We start from the raw sequence: 18,824 nt of genomic DNA, 5'->3' as shown, positions 1-18,824 counted from the left end.
GGATGGCTGCCGGCCCCAAGGCCCGGCGAACCCGCGATGCAATAGCCGCCCTCGCCTCGGATGCCAACTGCCTGCCTGTGGCGACGTGCCATGCGGCAGACAGTCCGTACACCGGATCACGCCTTCCCAGCCGGGGCAGCGCCACTCAATATGAGGGATCCCCGGTTCAGAAAGCGATCCCATGGCACTGAAGCTCAATATCATCATCGTCAGCACGCGGCCCGGCCGGATCGGACCGCATATTGCGCGCTGGTTCCATGACTATGCCAAGGAGAACAGCGCGTTTGACGCCGAACTCGTCGATATCGCCGACTTCAACCTGCCCGTCTTCGACGAGCCGCGCCATCCGCGCCTGAAGCAGTACGAGCACGCCCACACGAAGGCCTGGAGCGCCTCGGTGGAGGCCGCCGACGCGTTCGTCTTCGTGACACCGGAATACAACTATTTCGCGCCGCCCTCCTTCGTGAACGCCGTGACGTATCTCTCGAGCGAATGGGCGTTCAAGCCGGCGGGTCTCGTCTCCTATGGCGGGATTTCGGGCGGCCTGCGCGCCGCACAATCGGAGAAGTCCCTGCTCACGACCGTCAATGTCATGCCGATCCCGGAGGGGGTTGCCGTGCCGATGGCGCCGAAGCTGATCACGGACGGCGTGTTCGAGCCGAACGAACTGATCCTGGCCGGCGCCAAGCCGATGCTGGACCAGCTTCACCGCTGGGCAACCGCGCTGAAGACGATGCGCGCGCCCGTCAGCGCGTGACGAAGCTGACCGCAGTCAGAGCGACGAGATAGATCCCGGCCGTCGTCAGCATGAAGAAGACGGCGGCGGAGCCGAGATCCTTGGCCCGCCGCGCGAATTCCGAGCGCTGCGGCGAAATCTCGTCGACAATCGTCTCGATGGCGGTGTTCAGGGCTTCTACGGCCAGGGCCGCCATCGCCAGAAGGCCAAAGACGCCGATTTCCGCGGGCGATCGGCGAAGGACAATCAGCCAGGCAACTCCCACGATCGCCGCCGCCAGTTCCATCCGCGCCGCGACTTCGCTGCGGAACAGGATAGCGACGCCCGATGCCGACCATTGCCAGGCGGAGCCGAAATGTTCGATCCAGGTGCGCATGTCGGCTTGCCACTCCATAGACGGCTGAGGACATGACCGTCCGGTTATCCGTTTTTTGTGTGATTTGAATGTCGGTCGCGGCCGCCATAATTCCAGCCCCTCCCCTGCACGGAGGCGAAACCAGCGACCTTGGCTTGTGGCCGGACGGGTCGGATGCGATATGAAGCGGAGCGCGAGGGAGATGGCATGAGCGAGATTCACGGCTTCGAGGCGAGGCGGCCTCAGCGGGCACTTCTCCTGTCGCTGCCCAATATCCTCACTTATGGCCGGATCGTTGCCGTGCCGCTGGTCGTGTTCTGCGTCGTCGGCGGGCGCGACGCCTGGCGCTGGATCGCGCTGGCGCTGTTCATCCTCGCCAGCATCACCGACTATCTCGACGGCTATCTCGCGCGGATCTGGAAGCAGCAATCCTCGCTCGGCCGCATGCTCGATCCGATCGCCGACAAGCTGCTCGTCTCGGCCTGCCTGCTCGCGCTGGTGTTCGAACGGACGATCGGCGGCGTCGCGATCTGGGCCGCCCTCATTATCCTTTCGCGCGAAATTCTCGTTTCGGGCCTTCGCGAGTATCTCGCCGAACTGCGCGTGAGCGTGCCCGTGACGCGGCTCGCGAAATGGAAGACCGCGACGCAGATGGTGGCCATCGCCTTCCTTCTTGCGGGGCCCGCCGGCGACCTCCATTTCCCCTATACGACGACCATCGGCCTCGGCCTGCTCTGGATCGCGGCGCTTGTCACGCTTTACACGGGCTACGACTATTTCCGCGCCGGGCTCGGCCATATCCTGGACGAGGAGACATGAAGCTCCTGTATTTCGCCTGGGTGCGCGAGCGCATCGGACTGAGCGACGAGACCATCGAACCACCCGCCCATGTCGGAACCGTCGCCGACCTTCTGGATTGGCTCAGGACCAGAGGCGAAGGCTATGAAGCGGCCCTTGTCGAGCCGGCCGCCATCCGCGTCGCGCTCGATCGGGATCATGCCGAACACGACGCCTCGATCATCGGGATTCGCGAGGTCGCGCTCTTCCCGCCCATGACCGGAGGCTGAACATGGCCCTGATCCGCACCGCCGTCACCGACGCACCGCTCGATCTGGCGGGCGAATTCGCCGGAGTTTCGAACAGCCGCGCCGATGTCGGCGCCGTGGTGACCTTCACCGGGCTCTGCCGCGACGAAGACGGCCGGCTCGAGGCGCTCGAACTCGAACATTATCCGGGCATGGCCGAGGCCGAAATCACCCGCATCGCGACGCTTGCCGCTGAGCGCTGGGATGTCCGTGCGCTGACCGTGCTGCATCGCTATGGCAAGGTGAAGCCCGGCGAGGCGATCGTGCTCGTGGTCGCTGCATCGAGCCATCGTCATGCCGCCTTCGAGGCGGCGGAGTTCGTGATGGACTTCCTGAAGACGCATGCGCCGTTCTGGAAGAAGGAACACGCAACCGACGGCAGCGCGACCGGCTGGGTCGAAGCGCGGATCACCGACGACGAGGCGGAAGCCCGCTGGAGCAAGGACGCGTGACGTCTGAGGAGATCGGCCGCGCCTCGGCCCGGTTCGGCCGCGACGCGGCGCTGGCGGCTGCGCTCCTGCCGCATTCGGTCGCCGCTGGCGATGGCGCCCATGACATTGCCCATATCCTCCGCGTCTGGAAGGCGGCGGAGGCCATCCACGCTGCCGAGGGCGGCGACCGCGCCATCCTGGCCGCCGCCGTGCTGCTGCATGACTGCGTGGCGGTCGAGAAGGATGCGCCGGACCGAAGCCTGGCCTCCCGCCGCGCAGCCGAGCACGCCTCGCATCTCCTACGCGACCTTGGATGGAGCGAGACCGCAATTGCTGCGGCCGCCCACGCCATTACCGCGCACAGCTTCTCGGCCGGCATTGTGCCCGAGACCATCGAAGCGAAGATCCTGCAGGACGCCGACCGGCTCGATGCGATCGGCATGATCGGCGTCGCGCGCTGTTTCTATATCGGCGGCCGTCTCGGCAGCGCGCTCTATGATCCGTTCGATCCCGAAGCCGAGGCGCGGACGCTCGACGACAAGCGCTATGCGCTGGATCATTTCGAGACCAAGCTGCTGAAGCTCTCGGCCGGGTTCAATACCGAAATGGGCCGCACCATGGCGGCGGTCCGTCATGCCCGCCTCGTCAGTTTCCTGGATGCGCTCGCCAGCGAAATCTGAGATCGTCGCCGGGCAATCGGAAGGGGTTTGACCATGCTGACCGTCTGGGGCCGCAACAATTCCAACAACGTCAAGAAGGTGCTCTGGTGTCTCGACGAGATCGGGCTCCCCTATGAAAGCATCCCCGCCGGCGGCGCCTTTGGCCTGACCGGGGAAGCGGCCTATCGGGCCATGAACCCGAATGGCCTCGTGCCGACGCTTAAGGATGACGACCTCATCCTCTGGGAATCGAACGCGATCGTCCGTTATCTCGCGGCCCGCTATGCGCCCGGGGAACTTGCGCCAGCCGACCCGGGCGAGCGGGCGCTCGCCGACCGCTGGATGGACTGGACGTCATCGACCGTCGCGCCGGCGATGGGGCCGCTGGTGCTGGGCCTGCTCAGGACAAAGCCCGAGAACCGCGACCTCGCCGCGATCGAGGCGGCCCGAACGCGGGCAGCCGCAGCGCTCGCGATTGCCGATCAGGCCCTTGCCAAGACGCCTTATCTCTCAGGTGAGAAGTTCGGCATGGGCGACATTCCGCTCGGCGGCTTCGTCTACACCTGGTTTGGCCTGCCGATCGAACGGCCCGACCTGCCGGCGCTGGCCGCCTGGTATGATCGCCTCACCGAGCGGCCGGCCTTTCGCAAGGCCGTCATGATCCCGCTGAGCTGACCAACAAAAAGGCCGGGCAATGCCCGGCCTTTCCGATCAGATGGCCCGACTGCGATCAGCCGACGATCTCGACACCCGAGAACCAGTAGGCGATCTCCTGCGCAGCCGTCTCCGGGGCGTCAGAGCCATGGGCCGAATTCTCGCCGATCGACAGCGCGAATTCCTTGCGGATCGTGCCTTCGGCGGCGTTGGCCGGGTTGGTGGCGCCCATCACTTCGCGGTTCTTGGCGATGGCGTTCTCGCCTTCGAGAACCTGCACGACCGTCGGGCCGGCAGTCATCGTCTCAACCAGTTCGCCGAAGAACGGACGATCCTTGTGCACGGCGTAAAAGCCCTCGGCCTGCGCCTTGGACATCCAGACGCGCTTCGAGGCGACGACGCGCAGGCCGGCCTCTTCCAGCTTGGCGACGATCTTGCCGGTCAGGTTGCGCTTGGTCGCGTCGGGCTTGATCATCGAAAAGGTGCGTTCGATCGCCATAATCCGTCTTCATCCTCGATTGGGGAAATTCGCGCGCTGTATAGCGGCGGCGCTGCATTGCGGCAAGGGCAGCCCGATAAGCCCGGCAATTGCGAGGCTCGGCACCTGACCCTAAGATCGTGCGCGAAGCCGGCACGTTCATATGAAGACCGGCGCTCTCCGGGGACCGGCAGGAGACATGCCTTGAAGGCCCATTTCATGATGTTCGCCCACTATAATCGCTGGGCGAACGAGCGCGTCTATCGCGCGGCGCGGCTGCTGTCCGACGCTGACTTTCACGCCGACCAGGGCGCGTTCTTCCGCTCGTTTGCAGGCACCCTCAACCATATTCTCGTCGCGGACCAGATATGGATGCGCCGCTTCACCGGCGAGGGTCCGAAGCCAACCCGTCTCGACGAGACCCTCGCCGAGCATCTGGACCAACTTACTGCGCTTCGGAACGCGGAGGACGCACGCATCATCGCCTTCGTCGAAGGGCTCGACGAGGCGGCCCTGCTCACGCCGCTCACCTATGGTCCCCTCACCGCGACGGGCACTTTCACCCAGCAACTCGGCGCCCTCCTCGCTCACTTCTTCAACCACCAGACCCATCACCGCGGACAAGCAACGGCACTGTTGACGCGGCTCGCCGGGCAGGATGCCGTCGAGCCGCTCGATCTCGCGGTGTTCCAGCGTGCCAGCGGCTTTGGGGTGGTGCCAAACTAAGAACCGGATCGTGCCATGGCCCGTCTCAAGGAGATTGTGTTCGACGCCGACCGGCCGTCACAGCTCGCCCGGTTCTGGGAGCAAGTCGCGGAGGGATACCATGTCCGCGCTTATGACGACGCGGAGATCGCGCGGTTGGCAGCGCTCGGCCTGACGCCGGAAACCGATCCGGTCGTCATGCTCGATGGACCGGGGCCGGTCCTTTGTTTCCACAAAAGGCCAGGACCGCGGCCCTATCGTAACCGCGTGCATCTCGACCTCCACGCACCGGACCGCCCGAGGGAAGTCGCGAGGCTGCTGGCACTCGGCGCCACGATACGACGGACAGAGGCTGACTATACGGTGCTGGCCGATCCCGAGGGCAACCAGTTCTGCATCACCGACTGGCCTTGATCGACCGCCACCGTAGTGGATGCCGCGGTCCGAGGTGGCAACCATCGCAACGGCTTCGCGTTCTCCCAGCCTAACCAAGGAGACCGCAATGGCCAATGAAGAAGACACCGGCAAGACGCAAGCCGAACTCGAATCCCATGTCTGGAAGCTCGCCGAGAAGATCCAGTTCGCGCTCTACACGGCCCGCGATGGCAACACGATCGCGCAGTGGCCGCTGACCGCGAATGTCGACAGGGAGGCGAACGCGATCTACTTCCTCGTCGACGATAATGGCACGCGATATGACCACCTCACCCAGTCGCCCGATGTCTCGCTCGGCTTTGCCGACCATCCGAAATATGTAGTCGTTCATGGTGCGGCCGCGATCTCGAATGATCGCGCCAAGATCAAGGAGTTGTGGTCGCCTTTCGCCAAGGCGTGGTGGGACTCTGCTGATGATCCGGCGATTCGGCTGCTCACCGTTATTCCCTCCCGCGCGGAATACTGGGACTCCGGCAATTCACTGGTCGCATCGGCGGTGATGCTGACCGCCGCGGTGACGGGTACGAAGCCGGCCGTGGGTGAACATGCCAAGGTGGCGCTGTAGCGCCCCTCACCTGCCATCCATGTTCATGAGATGCGTGCGCCCGGCCCTCCCTGCGGAGGGCCGGGCGAATTTGTTTCCGGGCGGGCCGCGGCCATCACGACGGCGTGAAACATGATTGAAGAAACCTGAATCCGGCCATTCCGTTGATTACCCGAAATGGAACGAAAAAGGTGGCGGGTATGAACCGGTACTTTACCAACACTGTTCTTCCGATTGTTTCAATGATCTGCTTCGAGATCACTGCGCTCGTCATTGCGATCCAGGGTTTCGTCTACGTGACGCAAGGCAACTGGATCAGCGCTTCGCTCGGCGATGTTCTGGAAACGGTCGGCATCGGCCCGCCGCCCGCCGATTGGATGAACGGCAGCGTTTACGACATGCTGTGGAATGAGCCGCTCGCCCTCACCTGTCTCGTCCTCGGCCTGCTCGCCGCGACCTATGCCGGCATCGGGCGCTATGAGGAAGAAGAGACTAAGCCGGCTTTCGTCTATCCCTGATCCCCGAGAGTGGGTACAGGCCAGCTAAAAAGATGGGGCTAGTGACGGGCGTCGCTTGTCAATCCAGGCTTCCCAGCGCAGAACTCGCTGCAGTGCATATAAGCGAGTCACCATGGCGCGGACCGTCCTTCCCATCATCATCGCGGCGCTTCTGGGATCGACTATGGCCTGCCAAGCGGCAGCCCCGATGATCGAGCCGATGACGCCTCATGCCATGACGGATGACGACATGGCGGAGATTGTCGACTTTGTGGTCGGCAATGCGGTGTTCGCGCTCTACCATCAGGCCGGCCACATGCTGATGCAGCATGACGGCGCCGTGCCAAAGGGCATCGGCAATCCCGAACGAACGGCAGATGCGTTCGCGGCCCTCATGCTTCTCGATCCCCGCTCCGGCGCCGGCGATCAAACGATTGTCGATGCCATCGACAGCTTCAAGCTTTCACGCGTCGATACTCTTTCCATCGCCGCGCCAACCCTGTCGCAGCTTGATCCGCATGCTGTAGACGCGGAGCGCGCGGCTGCGCTTGTCTGCGACCTCGTCGGCGCTGATCCGCAGGGCTTCGCCGATATCGCGGACGCCGCCGGTCTCGACGCCGCGCAGAAGCGCCTCTGCGGCGCGACATGGAAGCGCGAACAGGCTGCGTGGTCGACGGCATTCGCTGCGATTCCGAAGCCCGGCCCTGCGCCGGCAGCCTTGGCCACCCGTTACGATCAGGCTGACGATGCCGACGGAGCCGCTGCGACCATTCTCGAGGACAACCGCGTTCTGGAGGAAGTGGCCGAGAAGCTCGCGGGACGCTTCGCCTTTGCCGCGCCGCCGTCGCTGCGCGCCGAGAATTGCGGCGTGCCGACCACGCGTTACGACCAGAAAGCCAACGAGCTCGTGCTCTGCTACGAACTTTCGACCGCCCATGCCCATCTCATCATGCGCGATATCGAACGGCGCAACTGATCCGCCACTCTCGCGGCGCGTTTGCATGCGAAAGCCATTCGCGCGCTTGCATCGGAGAGCGCGGCACGGCATCTAGCCGACCATGCTGCATGTCAACGAAGTCACCTATCGCATCGCCGGCCGAACGCTTCTGGAAGGCGCGAGCATCGCGTTGCCCGATGGCGTGAAGGCCGGATTCGTCGGCCGCAACGGCGCCGGCAAGACCACGCTGTTCAAGCTCGTCACCGGCGACATCGCGCCTGAGAGCGGTTCGATCGGTCTGCCGCGCGGCGTGCGCATCGGTCAGGTCGCGCAGGAAGCGCCAGGCACCGAACAGGCGCTGATCGACTTCGTGCTCGCCGCCGACATCGAGCGTGCGGCGCTGATGAAGGAAGCCGAGCACGCCACCGACCCGCACCGGATCGCCGAAATCCAGATCCGCCTCGCCGATATCGGCGCCCATGCCGCAGAAGCACGGGCCGGCACCATCCTCTCCGGCCTCGGCTTCGACAAGGCCGCCCAGCAGCGCCCCTGCTCGGCGTTTTCAGGCGGCTGGCGCATGCGCGTCGCACTCGCCGCCGTGCTGTTTGCCGAGCCGGACCTGCTGCTGCTCGACGAGCCGACCAACTATCTCGATCTCGAAGGTACGATGTGGCTCGAGAATTATGTCGCGCGCTATCCGCACACGGTTTTCCTGATCAGCCACGATCGCGACCTGCTTAACCGCGCGGTCGACATGATCGTCCATCTCGACGCCGGCAAACTCGTCGCCTATCGCGGCGGTTATGACAGTTTCGACCGCCAGCGGCGCGAGAAGCAGGCGCTGCTGCAGAAGCAGGTGAAGAAGCAGGAGGAGCAGCGCAAGCATCTCCAGGCCTTCGTCGATCGCTTCAAGGCCAAGGCCTCGAAGGCCCGCCAGGCGCAATCGCGCATGAAGGCGCTGGAGCGGATGCAGCCGATCGCGACGCTGATGAACGAGGACGTGACGCCGTTCTCGTTTCCGCCGCCGGCACGAATCCTGGCGCCGCCGATCATCGCACTCGACGACGTTTCGGTCGGCTACGAGGCGGGCAAGCCGATCCTGAAGCGGCTCGACCTTCGGATCGACACCGAGGATCGGATCGGGCTGCTCGGCGCCAATGGCAATGGCAAGTCGACGCTGGCGAAGCTGCTGGCCGGCCGCATGCCGGCGATGTCCGGCACGATGCGACGCGCCGACCGGTTGGAGATCGCCTTCTTCGCGCAACACCAGCTTGATGATCTTCGTCCGGCCGATTCGGCCGTCCAGCACATCCGCACGCTGATGCCCGAGGCGACGGAGACGCAGGTGCGTGCCCGGGTCGGCGGCATGGGCTTTCCGACCGCCAAGATGGATACGCCGGCGCGGGAGCTTTCAGGCGGCGAACGGGCGCGTCTGCTGCTCGGCCTCGCCACGTTCCGTGGCGCCAATCTGCTCATCCTCGACGAGCCCACCAACCATCTCGACATCGACAGTCGCGAAGCGCTGGTCCAAGCGCTCAATGATTATCCCGGCGCGGTGATCCTGATCAGCCACGACCGCCACCTCATCGAAGCCTCCGTCGACCGGCTGCTGCTGGTCGGCAATGGCGGCGTTGCGCCTTTTGATGGCGACATGGACGATTATCGCCGCCTGATCGTGCAAGGTCCGGATGCTGGCAATGGCGACCGGAGGGAGAGCGAGCAGGACAAGGGTTCGTCTGCGCAGGAACGGCGCAAGGAATCGGCGCAGCGTCGCGCCGAACTCGCCCCCTTGCGAAAAAAGATCAAGGATGCCGAATCCTTGATGGAAAAACTTCAGAAAGAGATTCAAAAGCTCGATACGGCGCTGGCCGACACTGCGCTTTATGTGCGCGATCCGGCCAAGGCCACCAGCCTGGCACGCGACCGGGCCGAGGCGGCGAGGAAGCTCGCCGCCTGTGAAGAGAACTGGCTGGAAATGTCGGCCGATTTCGAGGCCGCCGTTTCCGACGCCTGAGGCGGTGCGCCCTTCCCTTGCAACAGGGCTGCAACGGGTTGACGCGGACCGGAACACTGCGAAGTCGAGGCTGGCCGAAGGCGTGAACTGTCATGCGGGTTGAGGGCGAACAGATGTCGCAGGATCAGGGCGTGGCCGAGGCTGCAGTGCCAGCGGGCCACCCGCACGCGCCTTCACGGCTCACAGTGCCGTCTCTGCTCTTTCCGCTGATCGCTCTCGTCCTCGCGGTGGTGCTGCACCTGTCCGATACCGTCATCGAGGCCCTGCCGCTGACGATGGAGATTGCCCTCTCCGTGGGCGTCGTCGCCGTGATGATCATTACGGTGTTCGTGGTGCTCGGCCATGCCGAGGCCGTGGCGCATCGGGTCGGCGAGCCCTACGGAACGCTGATCCTGACCATCGCAGTCACCGCCATCGAGGCCTCGGTCATCGTCTCGATGATGATGCACGGCGCCAACAATCCGACGCTGGCGCGCGAATCGGTGTTTTCGACCGTGATGATCGTCTCGGCCGGCGTCGTCGGCATCTGCCTCACGATGGGCGGCCTCAGGCACCGGGAGCAGGATCTCAAACGGCAGGGTACGAGTGCCCTTCTCGCCGTCGTCATCGCGCTCTCCGTCCTGACGCTCGTGCTGCCTGATTTCACGTTGACCGCGGGTCCCGGCAACTTCTCGACGCTGCAGCTGGCCCTGGTGAGCCTGCTCTGCCTGCTCCTCTATGGCAGCTTCCTCCTGGCTCAAATAACGCGGCACCGCGAAGACTTTGTCGATGCGCTGGCTCCGCCGGACCACGCCGGCGGCGCCGCGGCGCCGTCCAGCCTGCCGGTGCGGCTGTTGCTGCTGATTCTCGGCCTGGTCGGGATCGTCATGCTGGCCGAATATGTCGCGGCCGGCATCGAACAGGGGCTCGGCGCGCTTCAGGTTCCACAGTCGGATGCGATCGTCGGCGCGTTCATTGCAACGCTGGTGCTCCTGCCTGAGGCCATTTCAGCGATCAGGGCCTCATATCGCAACGAGCTTCAGCGAAGCCTCAACATCGCGCTCGGCTCCGCCTGCGCCACGATCGGCCTCACCATACCGGTCGTCGCCGCTGCCAGCCTCATCACCGGTCGCGGGATCACGCTTGGTCTGGCAACCGGGGATATCGTGCTGCTCGCGCTCGCTTTGCTGATCAGCATGGTCAGCTTCGGCACCGGAAGGACCAACGCGCTCACGGGCGGCGTTCACCTGGTTATCTTCGTCGCCTATCTGCTGCTGATCGCCGTCCCCTGAACGGCGTGACGCCGAAGCAGCGCGTCAGGCCTTCTTTTCCCAGCGGCCATTTGCCGACTGCTGCCAATAGGTCGCGGCATGCCCCTCGGCCTTGGCGCGACGCCAGTCGTCGCGGGCGCGGGCCAGCGCATCTTGGTCATTGCCATCGAAGATCAAAATGGCACGGTCGAAGCCGTCCGCCGGCCCGAGCGGCGCACCGTCCACGGCAAACCGGACTGTCGCGCCATTCGGATTGACGGTTTCGCTGGCGAGCACCACGGGATGCAGCGCGGCATTCGGCTCACGCGCCGTCCCGTGCGGCAGGAATGCTTCCTCGCGAAACGTCCAGAGGAGCGCATCGAGCGCATCGACGCGCTCCGGCGTGCCAGCCTCGACGACGACCCGCCAGCCACGCTCGATGCATTTCTCCAGCATCGGCGGCAGGACCGCATCGAGCGGCTGCCGCTCCAGATGATAAAAGAGCACCTCGGTCATCGCCGCGGCTCCTGCCCTGCCATCAATCCTCGTGATTGTCGGCAACGAAGCGCTCGAGCAGCCGCACGCCCCAGCCCGAGGCCCAGGAGCGGTTGGTCTCGGTCTGCGGCGACCCCATCGCCGTACCCGCGATGTCGAGATGCGCCCAGGGCGTGCCGTCCTTGACGAAGCGCTGCAGGAACTGCGCCGCCGTGACGGAGCCGGCATCGCGGCCGCCGGTGTTCTTGATGTCGCAGAATTTCGATTCGATCTGCTTGTCATAGGCAGCGCCGAGCGGCATGCGCCAGACCTTCTCGCCCGTGACGAGGCCGGCGCTCAAGAGCTGGCTCGCCAGCGCGTCGTCGGAGGCGAAAAGGCCTGCATGATCATGGCCGAGCGCCACGATGATGGCGCCGGTCAGCGTCGCGAGATCGATGATAAGGCTGGGATCATAGGTCTTCTGCACATACCAGAGCGCGTCGGCCAGCACGAGGCGACCCTCGGCGTCCGTGTTGATGATCTCGATGGTGACGCCCGAGGCGGCTTCCACGATATCGCCCGGCCGCTGCGCATTGCCATCCGGCATGTTTTCGACGAGGCCGATGACGCCGATTGCGTTGGTCTTCGCCTTGCGGCTTGCCAGCGCATGCATGAGCCCGACGACAGCCGCGGCGCCGCCCATGTCGCCCTTCATGTCCTCCATGCCGCCGGCCGGCTTGATCGAGATGCCGCCCGTATCGAAGACGACGCCCTTGCCGACGAAGGCAATCGGCTTTTCTTGCGTCTTCGAGCCGTTCCAATGCATCACGACGAGGCGCGGCGGTCGCACGGAGCCCTGCGCGACGCCGAGCAGCGCGCGCATGCCGAGCTTCTTCATCTGCTTCTCGGTCAGAATATCGATGGTGACGCCGAGTTCAGCCAGCGCCGCCGCCTTCTCCGCGAATTCGAGCGTGCCGAGGACATTGGCGGGCTCATTGACCAGATCGCGCGCAATCAAGGCGCCCTCGCCGACAGCGGCGCGGCCCGACCAGAGCTTCTTCGCCTTACCGGCCTCGGCGTGGACGATCGTGAGCGACGGTGCGCTCTTCTGCTCCTTGTCGTCCTCGTCCGCCTTGCGGCTCTTGTAGCGATCGAACGTATAGGAGCGGAGCAGAGCGCCGAGCGCGATCTCGGCTGCCTCGGCTGGCGTGATGGCAACGGCGTCGGGGCGACCGGCCAGAAGGATAGCCCTCTCGCCCTTGCGCAGCGCACCCATGACGGCGCCACCGAGCCGCGACCAATCGACCTCCTTCAGCGCCTCCGCCTTGCCGAGACCGAAGACGAGAATGCGCGATGCGGCGACGCCAGACGGCGCCAGCAGATCGAGATGCGCGAACCCCTTGCCCTTGAACTGCGCCGTGGCGGCAGCGCGGGCCACGAGATCGCCGATCCCCAGCGCTGCTGCGGATTCCGTAAGCGCCAGGCTCTCGTCAGTGAAGATGACGAGCGTGTCGCCCTCGGCCGGCTCAAGCGACTTGGAGAACGAGATCGAAGGACGTTTTGCCATGAATGGGATTCCGCGCGACTGGGTGCCGCACCGCGGGGAAAATGCAGCCGGCAGAAGCGCGCACTTTGCCGCCGCTTCGCCATCTATGGCAAGAGCTTGCGGTTCAGGCTAGACGTTTACCATTCGCTAAGGATGTTCCTTGGCTGATCATTTACCGCGATGGTTCAGGCATGAGAGCGGATGACAATGCGCGCCGGGAAGGGATTCGGGTCCGGTCTTATTTCGGCCGCGCTTGCTCCGATTGTAACGCCCGCATTGGCCGCGAGAAGGAACACTCGGTCCTGAAATGACGCTGATCGGGCGATACATCTTCAAGCGCATGCTGGCGGCCTTCCTGCTCAGCCTTGGCGGCCTTTCGGGCACTGTTTGGCTCAGCCAGGCCCTGCGCGAGCTCAACCTGATCACGACTCAGGGCCAGAGCTTCGTGACCTTCGTCCAGGTGTCGGGACTGATCTTCCCTGGCCTGCTCTTGATCGTCTGCCCCGTCGCGGTGCTTGTCGGCGTGATCTATACGCTCAACCAGCTCAACGCCGATTCGGAACTTGTGATCGTCAATGCGAGCGGGGCCTCCCCCGTCACGCTGCTGAAGCCAGCCCTTGCGCTCGGCGGTCTCGCCATGATCGTCGTCGGCGTGATGTCGCTTTATCTCGTGCCGCGCTCGCTGCAAGCGGCGCGCGAGATGATCACCAATATCAACACGGATTTCGTCTCGACCTTCATTCAGGAAGGCGCCTTCGTGCCGATCGGCGATGATCTCGTGTTCCATATCCGCGACCGCAAGCCGGATGGAACTCTCGAGGGCATCTTCATCCAGGACGAGCGCGACAAGACGCAGAGCACGGTCTATGTCGCCGGCCAGGGCATCATTCTCAAGAACCCGCTCGGCACGTTCCTCGTCATGCGCAATGGCACCATCCAGCAGCGCTCGATCGAGAAGGATTCGATGTCGATCATCCAGTTCGAATCCTACGCCTTCGACATGTCGACCTTCGGCAGCGCCGGCAGCCTGCCGGCCTATAACGCCTCCGAGCGGAGCACGAGCTATCTCGTCAATCCGGCCCCCAACGACCCCGAATTCCAGAAGCGGCCCGGCTCGTTCGCAGCCGAACTCAACGACCGCATATCCTCGCCGCTCTATACGCTCCTGTTCGCGATGCTGCCGGTGATGGCGCTCGGCCAGGCCCAGACGACGCGCCAGGGACGGGGGGTGCTGATCCTCTCGACCGTGCTCGTCGCCGTCGCCATCCGCGTCGCAGGCCTCATCCTTGCCGGGCTGGCCGCGACCGAGACCTATCTGATCCCGCTGCTCTATGTCCTGCCGCTCGGCGGCATCGCCCTTTCGCTGGCCGCGACACTGAAAGGCTTCCGCTTCGCGGCCTCCGAGGGGCTCGGCACAATGGCGATCGAACTGATCCAGCGGCTGTTGCCACGCCGGCAGCAGGCGGGCGGCCGGGCCTGAGCATCATGTTCCGCAATCCGACGCTCACGATCTATTTCGCCCGGCGCTTTGCGAAGATGACTCTGATCATCTTCCTCGTCGTGTTCGTGCTCATCGCCTTCATCGACTATCTTGAACTCGCCCGGCGCGCCGTGCAGCGCTCGAATTTCGACGCCCTCATCTATCTCATGGTGTCACTGACCCGCGTCCCGACCGTGATCGAGCGCGCCCTGCCCTTCACGATCCTCTTTGCCGCCATGGCGAGCTTCGTGCTCGCCAACCGACAGCTGGAGCTTGTCGTCGCGCGGGCCTCCGGCTTGTCCGCCTGGCAATTCGTGCTGCCGGCCGGTCTCGTCGCCGTGCTGTTCGGGATTTTCGCGACCACCGTGTTCAATCCGGTCGCGACGGGGCTGAAGGAAGAATCGATCGCCATCCTCAATAGTGCCGCCGACGGCGCGCTTGGCGCCGATGGCGGGACGAACCAGCAGAACAAGCCGATCTGGATCCGACAATCCGGCCGCGACGGGAATTCGATTCTCGGCGCGAAGAACAGTTTCAACAAGGGCCTGTCGCTTTCCGGCGTGTCGGCGTTCGTGTTCGATCCGAGCGGCGCGCTCGACCATCGCATCGACGCACGCTCGGCCGAATATTCCAGTGGAGAGTGGCTCCTGAGCCACGGCACGATCACGCGGTCCGGCGTCCGTCCCGAGACCTTCGAAGAGACCCGCCTCGCCACCGATCTGGGGCCAGACCAGGTGTCTCAGCAACTCGCCGATCCGCAGACAATCTCCTTCTGGCTTCTGCCGCAATTCATTGAAATATCTCGTAAAGCCGGCGTTCCCAGCGCCGGTTACGAGATGCGTTTCCAGTCCCTCCTGGCTCAGCCGCTACTGTTCCTGGCGATGGTTCTGGTGGCGGCCACGGTGTCGCTCCGCTTCTCCCGTTCCCGTGATCTCGGGCAGGTAATTCTGACTGGTGTGATCGTGGGCTTCGTGCTTTATGTCGTCACAGAACTGGCGATCGGACTCGGCAGGAGCGGGATCGTCGCACCGGCGATCGCGGCTTGGTTTCCGTCGGTCGTTGCTTCGCTCGCGAGTGTCACAGTGTTGCTTTATCGGGAGGACGGATGATCGGGGTTTCCGTTCCCAGCCGACAAGCACGCGGTGTCGCCGGATCCCTCCGTCGCTGCGCCGCGATGCTGGCGCTCGGTCTCCTCACCGTCTTCGCAGCACCGGCCGGTTCCGCCTTTGCACAGTCGAATCCTGGCTCTCTCGGCTTTGGCTCGGACGATAGTTTCAAGCCGACGCCCGGCGAGCAGATGCTGCTCGAGTCAGACCGGCTCGACTACGACTATGACAAGTCGACCGTTTCGGCCGTTGGTGGCGTCAAGATTTATTATGACGGCTACACGCTCGAGGCGAAGAAGGTTACCTACGACCAGAAGAACAAGACGATGGTCGCCGAAGGCGGCGTGAAGATCGTTGACCGCACCGGCGCCGTCATCAACGCCGAAACGATCGACATCACGCAGGATTTCGCGACTGGCTTCGTTACGGCGCTCAAGCTCGATACGCCTTCGCAGACGCATTTCGCGGCCGAGAAGGCGCTGCGCAAGGACGGCAAGACCACCACCTTCTATCGCGGCGTCTACACCGCCTGCGAACCCTGCCTGGAGAAGCCCCAAAAGGCGCCGGTCTGGCAGGTGAAGGCGGCACGCATCATCGCCGACCACAACGAGCACATGATCTATTTCCGCTCGGCGCGGCTCGAATTCCTCGGCATTCCCGTCGCCTATTTCCCCGCGTTTTCGGCGCCGGATCCGACCGTCAAGCGCAAGAGCGGCTTCCTGTTCCCGGCGGCCGGCTACAAGTCGGCGCTCGGCGCCTTCGCCAAGGTTCCCTATTTCTGGGCGTTGGCGCCGAATTACGACCTGACCTTTTCTCCAGCTGCCTACACGAAGCAGGGCCTGCTGCTCGACGCGGAATGGCGCCACCGGCTCGATAACGGCGTCTACACGCTGCACATGGCCGGCATCGACCAGCTGGACCCTGAAGCGTTCGTCGAGGAGGGCACGCGCAATTCCGGCGACGTCCAATTGCGCGGCGGCCTGCGCACCACCGGCACGTTCTTCCTGAATCGCCTCTGGACCTTTGGCTGGGACGCAACACTGCTCAGCGACCGGACCTTCACGCGCGACTACAACGTCCTCTACAATTCGACCGACGTCGCCGTTTCGACCGTCCACCTGACTGGCCTCAGCGCGACCAATTATTTCGACGCGCGCGGCTACTATTTTCGCGTCCTGACCAATGATACCGGCGCCCAGTATGACCAGGGCCGCCAGCCGCTGGTCGCGCCCGTCGTCGACCAGAGCTACCTCTTCGACGACAGCATTCTCGGCGGCCAGCTGAAAATGAAGAACAATGTCGTCAGCCTGACGCGCGATGAGACGGATTGCGTCGACGCCAATGGCGACGGCATCTGCGAGCGGGGCGACGCGATCCTCGGCCTCAAAGGCAATTTCAACCGCGCCAGTACCGACTGGACATGGCAGAGCCAGACCATCGGTCCCGTTGGCATGGTGTTCAAGCCCTTCGCCTATCTGCAGGCCGACGCCTTCTACCTGTCGCAGGACGAGATCCTGTCCGGCATCTACGACAATGGCGACTACTACCGCGCCATGCCGGCCATTGGCCTCGAATGGCGCTGGCCGATCATTGCGGCCGGCATGTCGTCGAGCTTCACCTTCGAGCCGATCGCGCAGGTGATCGTTCGCCCGGACGAGCAACTGGCCGGCAACCTGCCGAACGAAGACGCGCAGTCGCTGGTCTTCGACGATTCGTCCCTGTTCGACTGGGACAAATTCTCAGGCTATGACCGCGTCGAAGGCGGCACACGCGCCAATGTCGGATTTCGCTATGCGGCCGAACTCGGATCGATGGCCACCATTTCGGGTGTCGTCGGGCAATCCTATCAGCTCGCGGGCCTTAACTCCTTTGCCGTCAACGACATCACCGAGACGGGCAGTGTGTCGGGCCTCGAAGACGACGTATCCGACTATGTCGGCAGCATGACCCTTGATTCGGGCCACGGCTATTTCGTCACGGCACGCGGGCGCTTCGATGCCGAGACGTTCGACGTCAACCAGGCGCAGGTCACGGCGACGGGCAAGATGGGCGACGTCACCGCGTCCGCATCGTATCTGTATCTTCGCGAGCAGCCGGCGATCGCCAGTTCCAACAGCGGCACGCCGACCGATACGATCAGCGGCAAGGCGAGCTGGCAGTTCACCGAATCCTGGCGCGTCTTCGGATCGATCGCGTGGGATTTCGAGGAGAAGCAGCTCGCGGCCAACAGCATAGGCATCGCCTATGACGATGAGTGCACGACGTTCTCGATCGCCTATAGTGAAGTCACGCAGGATTATACGGACCTGCAGACCTCAAAGTCGCTGATCGTCAGCCTCCAGTTGCGCACCCTCGGCGGCACGCAGTTCCAGAGCGATATCAGCGGCAGCAGCAATTGACGTCACGCTGGCGGGCTTTTCATCGTTTCGCCGGATTTGCCTTGTCTAGCGTTCAATCCTGGCGGCAAAGAAGCGATCGCTGGAAGCCAGCACGACGGCGGGAAGGAAATCGGATGCGGATCGAAACCATGCGCGGCATTGTCGGGGCCCTGATGATTGCGGCGGCAGGCATCGGATCTGTCGCCATCGGCACGGTCAGCGCCGAAGCGCAGCAGGCCGTCCGCGCGAGCGTCAACGATCAGCCGATCACCAATTACGACGTGCAGCAGCGCGTGAAGATGCTGACGCTGTTCCGCCAGAAGTCGGGTGACAAGCTGGCGCTGGACCAGCTGATCGACGAGTCGCTCGCCGATCAGGTCGCCAAGCGCGCAAACCTGACGCTGCCGACGGATGCACAGATCAATGAGCGCATCGCCGGCATTGCCAAGCAGGTCAAGCTGTCGATCCCGCAATTCGAGAAAGCGCTCAATCAGCAGGGCGTGCAAATCGATACGCTGAGGAAGTTTTTCCGCGGTCAGATGACGTGGGCGACGGTGCTGCGCGCCAAGGCTTCGAGCCTGAAGCCGGATGTCTCCGAGTCCGATATCCAGGCCGAAATGGCCAAGGAAGGCGTCTCGGCCGACACGGCGACGATCAAGGAATTCAAACTCCAGCAGATCGTGTTCGTCATTCCGAAGGGGTCGCCCGCCGGCATGGCCGGGCGCCGCACGGCCGAGGCAGAGTCCTTCCGCAAGCGCTTCCCGGGTTGCGATGGCAGCCTCGCGCTCGCCAAGACGCTCAAGGGCGTCGTCGTGCTCGATATCGGCCGTCGCGACTCGACGCAGGTCGAGGGCGATGCCGCCGCGGATCTGATGAAGACCCCGGTCGGCGGCACGCTGAAGCCGAGTGTCACGGATCGCGGCGTCGAAGTCATCGCCGTCTGCGACGTCAAGGAAGTGCAGAGCACGGCAGGCGTCCGCGCCAATGCCGAGCGCACGCTGCTGCAGCAGCAGACGGAAGGCCTCGAAACGAAGTTCAAGGCAGAGCTTCGCGACAACGCCAAGATCGTCTATAACTGAGC

21 protein-coding genes are annotated in these 18,824 nt (G+C 64.2%); 17 read left to right on the top strand and 4 right to left on the bottom strand.

The window, feature by feature from the left end; translation table 11 throughout:
- Positions 1 to 181 precede the first annotated feature (181 nt).
- A complete protein-coding gene (locus tag LB518_RS02540; RefSeq protein WP_224572657.1) occupies positions 182 to 757 on the top strand; it encodes an NADPH-dependent FMN reductase in 576 nt (191 codons plus the stop codon).
- On the opposite strand, the gene LB518_RS02535 is transcribed toward LB518_RS02540, so the two are convergent.
- Entirely contained in the window at positions 747 to 1,112 is a 366-nt protein-coding gene (locus LB518_RS02535; protein ID WP_224572655.1) for a diacylglycerol kinase, read from the bottom strand. The two genes, LB518_RS02540 and LB518_RS02535, sit on opposite strands and share 11 nt — an antisense overlap.
- Before the next feature lie 186 nt (positions 1,113 to 1,298).
- Between LB518_RS02535 and pgsA the strand changes: the two genes are divergently transcribed.
- The 5 genes from pgsA to LB518_RS02510 are packed head-to-tail and all read left to right on the top strand — an operon-like array spanning position 1,299 to position 3,941.
- Complete coding sequence (gene pgsA, locus LB518_RS02530; RefSeq protein ID WP_224572653.1) at positions 1,299 to 1,910, top strand: CDP-diacylglycerol--glycerol-3-phosphate 3-phosphatidyltransferase; 612 nt, start codon at positions 1,299 to 1,301, stop codon at positions 1,908 to 1,910.
- Complete coding sequence (moaD, locus tag LB518_RS02525) at positions 1,907 to 2,158, top strand: molybdopterin converting factor subunit 1 (RefSeq protein ID WP_224572651.1); 252 nt, start codon at positions 1,907 to 1,909, stop codon at positions 2,156 to 2,158. The genes pgsA and moaD overlap by 4 nt, the downstream gene beginning before the upstream one ends.
- A 2-nt stretch (positions 2,159 to 2,160) precedes the next feature.
- Complete coding sequence (locus tag LB518_RS02520; protein ID WP_224572650.1) at positions 2,161 to 2,628, top strand: molybdenum cofactor biosynthesis protein MoaE; 468 nt, start codon at positions 2,161 to 2,163, stop codon at positions 2,626 to 2,628.
- An 11-nt stretch (positions 2,629 to 2,639) separates the two neighbouring features.
- On the top strand, positions 2,640 to 3,287 hold the full coding sequence (locus LB518_RS02515; RefSeq protein WP_502845787.1) for an HD domain-containing protein: 648 nt from the start codon (positions 2,640 to 2,642) through the stop codon (positions 3,285 to 3,287).
- A gap of 33 nt (positions 3,288 to 3,320) precedes the next feature.
- Complete coding sequence (locus LB518_RS02510; RefSeq protein ID WP_224572646.1) at positions 3,321 to 3,941, top strand: glutathione S-transferase family protein; 621 nt, start codon at positions 3,321 to 3,323, stop codon at positions 3,939 to 3,941.
- 55 nt (positions 3,942 to 3,996) lie between these two features.
- Here LB518_RS02510 and ndk read toward each other — a convergent pair whose 3' ends face one another.
- Positions 3,997 to 4,419 carry a nucleoside-diphosphate kinase gene (ndk, locus tag LB518_RS02505; protein WP_073051018.1) on the bottom strand — a complete coding sequence of 141 codons (423 nt, stop codon included), beginning with the start codon at positions 4,417 to 4,419 and terminating at the stop codon, positions 3,997 to 3,999.
- A 183-nt stretch (positions 4,420 to 4,602) separates the two neighbouring features.
- Between ndk and LB518_RS02500 the strand changes: the two genes are divergently transcribed.
- The 7 genes from LB518_RS02500 to LB518_RS02470 all read left to right on the top strand — a co-directional run bounded on the left by LB518_RS02500 (position 4,603) and on the right by LB518_RS02470 (position 10,801).
- Complete coding sequence (locus LB518_RS02500; protein WP_224572644.1) at positions 4,603 to 5,124, top strand: DinB family protein; 522 nt, start codon at positions 4,603 to 4,605, stop codon at positions 5,122 to 5,124.
- 15 nt (positions 5,125 to 5,139) lie between these two features.
- Positions 5,140 to 5,517 carry a VOC family protein gene (locus LB518_RS02495; RefSeq protein WP_224572642.1) on the top strand — a complete coding sequence of 126 codons (378 nt, stop codon included), beginning with the start codon at positions 5,140 to 5,142 and terminating at the stop codon, positions 5,515 to 5,517.
- An 88-nt stretch (positions 5,518 to 5,605) separates the two neighbouring features.
- Positions 5,606 to 6,103 (top strand): pyridoxamine 5'-phosphate oxidase family protein, encoded by a 498-nt coding sequence (locus LB518_RS02490; RefSeq protein ID WP_224572640.1) that lies wholly within the window; start codon positions 5,606 to 5,608, stop codon positions 6,101 to 6,103.
- Positions 6,104 to 6,324: 221 nt separating this feature from the next.
- Positions 6,325 to 6,600 (top strand): hypothetical protein, encoded by a 276-nt coding sequence (locus LB518_RS02485; RefSeq protein ID WP_224572638.1) that lies wholly within the window; start codon positions 6,325 to 6,327, stop codon positions 6,598 to 6,600.
- 112 nt (positions 6,601 to 6,712) lie between these two features.
- A complete protein-coding gene (locus tag LB518_RS02480; protein ID WP_224572636.1) occupies positions 6,713 to 7,555 on the top strand; it encodes a DUF4344 domain-containing metallopeptidase in 843 nt (280 codons plus the stop codon).
- Positions 7,556 to 7,637: 82 nt separating this feature from the next.
- A complete protein-coding gene (locus tag LB518_RS02475) occupies positions 7,638 to 9,530 on the top strand; it encodes an ABC-F family ATP-binding cassette domain-containing protein (RefSeq protein WP_224572634.1) in 1,893 nt (630 codons plus the stop codon).
- A 113-nt stretch (positions 9,531 to 9,643) separates the two neighbouring features.
- Complete coding sequence (locus LB518_RS02470) at positions 9,644 to 10,801, top strand: calcium:cation antiporter (protein WP_224572625.1); 1,158 nt, start codon at positions 9,644 to 9,646, stop codon at positions 10,799 to 10,801.
- Positions 10,802 to 10,825: 24 nt separating this feature from the next.
- Here the strand turns inward: LB518_RS02470 and LB518_RS02465 are convergent, their stop codons facing one another.
- The gene (locus LB518_RS02465) at positions 10,826 to 11,275 is read right to left on the bottom strand and encodes a DNA polymerase III subunit chi (protein ID WP_224572623.1); all 450 of its coding nucleotides are present in this window, start codon (positions 11,273 to 11,275) and stop codon (positions 10,826 to 10,828) included.
- A 22-nt stretch (positions 11,276 to 11,297) separates the two neighbouring features.
- Positions 11,298 to 12,800 carry a leucyl aminopeptidase gene (locus tag LB518_RS02460; protein WP_224572621.1) on the bottom strand — a complete coding sequence of 501 codons (1,503 nt, stop codon included), beginning with the start codon at positions 12,798 to 12,800 and terminating at the stop codon, positions 11,298 to 11,300.
- 286 nt (positions 12,801 to 13,086) lie between these two features.
- On the opposite strand from LB518_RS02460, the gene lptF reads away from it, so the two are divergent.
- The 4 genes from lptF to LB518_RS02440 all read left to right on the top strand — a co-directional run bounded on the left by lptF (position 13,087) and on the right by LB518_RS02440 (position 18,822).
- Positions 13,087 to 14,259, top strand: coding sequence for an LPS export ABC transporter permease LptF (lptF, locus tag LB518_RS02455; protein WP_224572619.1), 1,173 nt, complete (start codon positions 13,087 to 13,089; stop codon positions 14,257 to 14,259).
- A gap of 5 nt (positions 14,260 to 14,264) precedes the next feature.
- A complete protein-coding gene (lptG, locus tag LB518_RS02450; protein ID WP_224572617.1) occupies positions 14,265 to 15,368 on the top strand; it encodes an LPS export ABC transporter permease LptG in 1,104 nt (367 codons plus the stop codon).
- On the top strand, positions 15,365 to 17,764 hold the full coding sequence (locus LB518_RS02445) for an LPS-assembly protein LptD (RefSeq protein WP_224572615.1): 2,400 nt from the start codon (positions 15,365 to 15,367) through the stop codon (positions 17,762 to 17,764). The genes lptG and LB518_RS02445 overlap by 4 nt, the downstream gene beginning before the upstream one ends.
- A 113-nt stretch (positions 17,765 to 17,877) precedes the next feature.
- Positions 17,878 to 18,822 carry a SurA N-terminal domain-containing protein gene (locus LB518_RS02440; protein WP_224572613.1) on the top strand — a complete coding sequence of 315 codons (945 nt, stop codon included), beginning with the start codon at positions 17,878 to 17,880 and terminating at the stop codon, positions 18,820 to 18,822.
- Positions 18,823 to 18,824 lie beyond the last annotated feature (2 nt).

The sequence above is a fragment of the Mesorhizobium sp. BR1-1-16 genome (assembly GCF_020165495.1).
Taxonomy (GTDB): Bacteria; Pseudomonadota; Alphaproteobacteria; order Rhizobiales; family Kaistiaceae; genus Kaistia.
This window is presented reverse-complemented; position numbering and strand designations above follow the sequence as displayed.